A 4,624-nucleotide genomic window follows, 5' to 3' on the forward strand; every position below is an offset into this window, starting at 1 on the left:
GCGATATCCATATCCGGTCGGCGGGCGCAAAAAGGCCGCAGGGCGGCCGGTACGATACGGCCGCGGCGGTAAAAAAAAAGCGCGCGGGGGGCGACCGGGATAGCCCGCGGGGGTTAGCGCGGCTCGATATCCCGCGCCCCGGGGCCGCCGGTACCGATCCGGCCTCGGCGAAAACAATCCTGCGCGCGGTGCACAACGGAGATCGCCGGCGGGTGTTCGCGCTGCTCGATACCGCGCACGCCCGGCTCGACCGCGAACGCCGGGATCTGCACGCCGCACGTACCGCGGCCCGGGCGATCGCGGACGAACCCCTCACCGATATCCGCCCCACCGACGCCATGAGTATTTCCGAACTCGCCCGTGCCCTGGGAGTGCGCCCCTCGACACTGCGGTACTGGGACGCCACCGGTCTGGTGGTACCGCGCCGCGCCGAGATCCGGGAAACCCGAGTCTACTCACCCGACGATGTACGGGCCGCGCGGCTGGTACACCAGCTCCGCCTGGCCGGCTACGGTATCGAACCCCTGCGTCAGCTGATTCCCGAGCTCCGCGGGCGGCACCACTGGAACGATCTCGCGGCGGCACTGACGGCGCGTGATGCCCGGATCGACTCTCGTTCCGCTGCGCTGCTGGACGGCGCCGCCGCACTGAGCGCTCTGCTCGGTCTTCCCGCGACCGAGTGAGCGACCGCCCAGGACCTCCAACCAACGCCGTGGGCATACGCACACAGCGGGTGTCTCCCCGGTCGCGCGCCGGGCCGGTTGTTCGGACGAGCTGTCCGGCGTGACACATCACCGAGTTGCCCCACAGGGGGTCGCGGCTCGCAAGGCTCGACGCGCCGCTCCACTCGATGCCGTGACAAGGCGCGTGCCGCCGGGCCGTCCCCTCGACAGGCGTGCGACGGCGCTACCCGAAGGCCCGCCAACCGGGCGCGGGGACAACCGGCCCGGTGCACGTCCTGGATGGGCTCCACGTGATGAGGCCCGCCGAACGAGGTCCCCGGCGGCAACCAGCACGTCGCTCACCCTTGGAAGTACGTTGCCGGATCCACGGCATTGAGCGGTATCCAGCGTGGGGCTTCGGTGGGGGCCGCGGAATCTCCCGGCCCCGGGTCGTGGCCGTAGCCCTGTAGGTCCAGCCCGAACCGGGGGTTCTCGTCCACCTGGCGCGCCAGGGCGTAAAAGGTGGCCAGAACGTGTACGCATCGCGCGGTGCGGGCGGTGCAGGAGCAGTCGATCGCCGCCGGAACCGGAGCTACCACCAGGCCCGCATCGGCCGCGGCGGCGTACATCTCGTCGGTCGGCACCGTCGGTGCGGTTCCCACGATCGGGGCCAGCGCGGTCACGACGGACCGGGGGAGCGGCGTGAGTTCGATATGGGTGACCGATGCCTGGCCGCCGCGGTGGATATGCGCCCGCACGATCCGGCCCTCGGCCTCGGTGCGAACGCCGTTGTTGCGGGCGATACTGCGGGCGCGGGGCAGCAGCGGGTCCGGGCGGGTCTGGCGCAGTGGTTCGGCCAGGCGCACCCAGTCCATTCCCCAGCGGGTGTAACCGAACTCGTTGTCCGCCATCAGTTGCCTCGCTTCCGTCGCAGGATCTCCACCAGCCGGTCGTCGTCGAGCCGGGCCAGTTCGGCGATACCGGTACCGGCGCCGAAATCGGTCAGCGCAGATTTCCGCCGCTGCATATCCGCGATATGTTCTTCCACGGTGGTGGCCGAGGTGAGGGTTGTGACGGTGACGGTGCGAGTCTGGCCGATGCGGTGCACGCGGTCGGAGGCCTGGGATTCGACTGCGGGATTCCACCAGCGGTCGAAATGGATCACATCGGCGGCCCGGGTGAGAGTGAGCCCGGTGCCGGCCGCCCGCAGGCTCAGCACCAATACCGGGGGACCGTCCGGGGACTGGAATTCGTCGACGATGGTGGCGCGTTCGGTCTGCGAAAGCCCGCCGTGGAAGAAGGGTGCGGTGATCGCGAACTGTTCGTGCAGATGCCGTACCAGTAGCTCACCGGTGCCGCGATACTGGGTGAAGATCAGTGTCGGCGCGGCATTGTCGAGATTGCCGGCGACGATATCGGTGCACAGGTCGAGCTTGCCGGATCGCCCGGCGAGTTCGGTCGTTTCGCCGCTGATGAGCCCGGGATGGTTGCACACCTGCTTCAGCGCCGTCAGCGCCGCCAGGATCCGGGTCTGCCGTCCGGCGCCGGTGCCGAAACCCTCGTCCACGGCCCGGTCGAGCAGACTGTCGTACAACCGCTCCTGTTCCGGGGTCAGATCGCACAGCAGATCCGAGTGGATCTTGGCGGGCAGCGAGGCAGCGACCTGATCCTTCCGGCGCGACAGCAGAACGGGTTCGACCGCATCGCGCAGCCGTGCGGCGGCCTCGGACGAACCCTGCTCGATGGGTTTCACGAAACGCCGCCGGTACTGGGTGCGGTGCCCGAAAATTCCCGGTGCGACGAGATGCAGGAGCGCCCACAGTTCGTCGAGGTGATTTTCGACCGGCGTTCCGGTGAGGGCGACGACCGCGCCGGCGGACAGTGCCCGCGCCGCCTTCGCCACCTGGGTTCGCGGATTCTTCAGCGCTTGGGCCTCGTCGTAGGCGATCGTTGCCCACTCGGTTCCGGTGAGCCCGCTGCCGTGCAGGCGCAGCACGGGATAGCCGGTGACGACGACGGTTCCGGGAGCGGTTTCCACCGGCCCTCCCCGCCAGGGCACCGGCCGCAGACCCGGTGCGAAGCGGTTGATCTCGTGCACCCAGTTGCCGACCAGGGAGGTCGGGCATACCACCAGTTGCGTGCCCTGCTCGGCGCGTTCGGTGAGTAGCCCGATGGTTTGCAAGGTTTTCCCCAAGCCCATCTCGTCGGCCAGGACCGCGCCGCCGTGGCGTGCGACGGTGTCCCGCAGCCAGGCGATCCCCCGGACCTGATAGGGACGCAGGTCGGCCTTCAACCCGGTCCGCATCCGATCGGCTGTCTCGGCGGTATCGCGCAGGACCGAGAGGGCGTGCTCGGCGTCCACGATCGCGGTGCCCTGGGCGTTGGGGACGGCGTGTGCGGCCACCGGAAGCCGCGCCGCGGAACCGGTCAGATTCGATTGCCAGGCGCGGGTGGAGTTTCCGGGACGGTCGACCGGGAGAGCGGCGAATCGTTGGGGTTCCACCAGAGCGCAGTGGACCTGCGCGACCTGGAGGTGGGCGCTGCCCGCGCGCAGCTGCGCTGTGGTTCCGCCGGGAACGATCAGCGGCAGAGTCGCGGAATCGCCGAGTCCCGGGGGTGGCGGTCCGGTATCGCGACCCGTCCACGTCCACAGTGCGAACATGTGCCGGTCGGGCAGGTAGGTGGTTTCGACGGTAGGCAGGGCGACCCCCAATATCAGCGTATTGCGTACGGAGTAATATTCGGAACGCGCACAGTACCGGATTTGTTCCGGGCGCTTCCGCACGGCCGGCGCGCCCGGACCGAGAACAGGGAGATCTATGGGCGGCTACCCGCATCGGCCCACCGCCGGAGCCATCATCCGGTGCACCGCTGGGCAGCGGTGCACGGACAAGCCTGCCCTGCCACGGCCGGCGATGGCCTCGCCGCGGCACCTGGGCCGGCCGGGACCCGGCATGACCATCTCCGGCGGGGCGAGAGCTCACACGAAGGGGGCTCGGTCGTGACCGGCGGATACCGCGTGAGCGAGCCGGGTCGGGTGGTGGTCACCGAGTGTCACTGTCCCCGGCCTCACTCTCGTCCGGTGGGCGCAGCATGAGCGAGTCGGCGCCGGATGCGGCCGCCCGGGCAGAGGCCTCGGCCCAGAGCCGGGAAGGCGGCACGAAACGGGCTGCCGATCCGGCGCGGACCCTGCTGGAGCTCTTGTGGCGGCACAGCCTTCCGCCACGGACGGGTGGACGCGGCCCCCGGCAGACCGTCAGCGTCGACGATGTCGTCACCGCGGCGATCGGCCTGGCCGATCGGGAGGGCTACGAGAAGGTGTCCATCCGCGCCGTCGCCGCCGAACTGGGGCTGCGGCCCATGAGCCTGTACACCTATGTGCCGAGCAAGGAGGCGCTCACGGTGTTGATGGTCGATGCGGTGGCCGCGGCCGGCGCACCGTTGCCCACCGGGGTACCGGCCCGGGAGCGGCTGTCCGCGGTCGCCCGGCAGGTCCGCGACGAGTTTCTGGCACATCCGTGGCTGTTCGAGGTGCCGTCGTGGCGGATGGTGCTGGGGCCGGGCCGGACGCGGCGCTACGAGCAACAGCTGGCGGCCGTGGACGGTATCGGTCTCGACGATCCCGGGATGGACCGGGTGATCTCGGTCCTCACCCAGTTCGCCACCGGCAATGCCCGCACCGCGCTCGCCGCGGCCCGCAGCACCCGCGAACAATCCGACGCCGACTGGTGGGAGACCTATGGGCCCCTGCTGACCGAGGTCATGCCCGCTGCCGAATATCCGCTGTCGACGCGGGTGGGGGCCGCGGTCGGCGAGCTGTACCAGGCGCCGGGCGATCCGGCAGGCGATTTCGAATACGGGCTCGCACGGTTGATCGAGGCGATCCTGCCCGGATGAGATGTGGGGGGGGGGGGGGGGGGGGGGGGGGCCGCCCGAGAGGAGGTGGGGGTGTTGTGGGTTGG

The 4,624-nt window shown here is 70.1% G+C and carries 4 protein-coding genes; 2 read left to right on the forward strand and 2 right to left on the reverse strand.

What is annotated here, in order from left to right:
* A partial coding sequence (locus QH196_RS04490; protein WP_348538042.1) for a MerR family transcriptional regulator occupies window positions 1–683 on the forward strand: 683 nt, incomplete at its 5' end.
* Between the two features lie 338 nt (window positions 684–1,021).
* Here the strand turns inward: QH196_RS04490 and QH196_RS04495 are convergent.
* Together QH196_RS04495 and QH196_RS04500 are read right to left on the reverse strand one after the other, a co-directional pair.
* The gene (locus tag QH196_RS04495; protein WP_280414465.1) at window positions 1,022–1,573 is read right to left on the reverse strand and encodes a hypothetical protein; all 552 of its coding nucleotides are present in this window, start codon (window positions 1,571–1,573) and stop codon (window positions 1,022–1,024) included.
* A complete protein-coding gene (locus tag QH196_RS04500; protein ID WP_280414468.1) occupies window positions 1,573–3,324 on the reverse strand; it encodes a DEAD/DEAH box helicase in 1,752 nt (583 codons plus the stop codon). Before QH196_RS04500 ends, QH196_RS04495 begins: the two co-directional genes overlap by 1 nt.
* 431 nt (window positions 3,325–3,755) lie before the next feature.
* Between QH196_RS04500 and QH196_RS04505 the strand changes: the two genes are divergently transcribed.
* Complete coding sequence (locus tag QH196_RS04505; protein ID WP_280414466.1) at window positions 3,756–4,559, forward strand: TetR/AcrR family transcriptional regulator; 804 nt, start codon at window positions 3,756–3,758, stop codon at window positions 4,557–4,559.
* Window positions 4,560–4,624: the final 65 nt, after the last annotated feature.

The organism is Nocardia carnea, assembly GCF_029868325.1.
Classification (GTDB): domain Bacteria; phylum Actinomycetota; class Actinomycetes; order Mycobacteriales; family Mycobacteriaceae; genus Nocardia; species Nocardia carnea_C.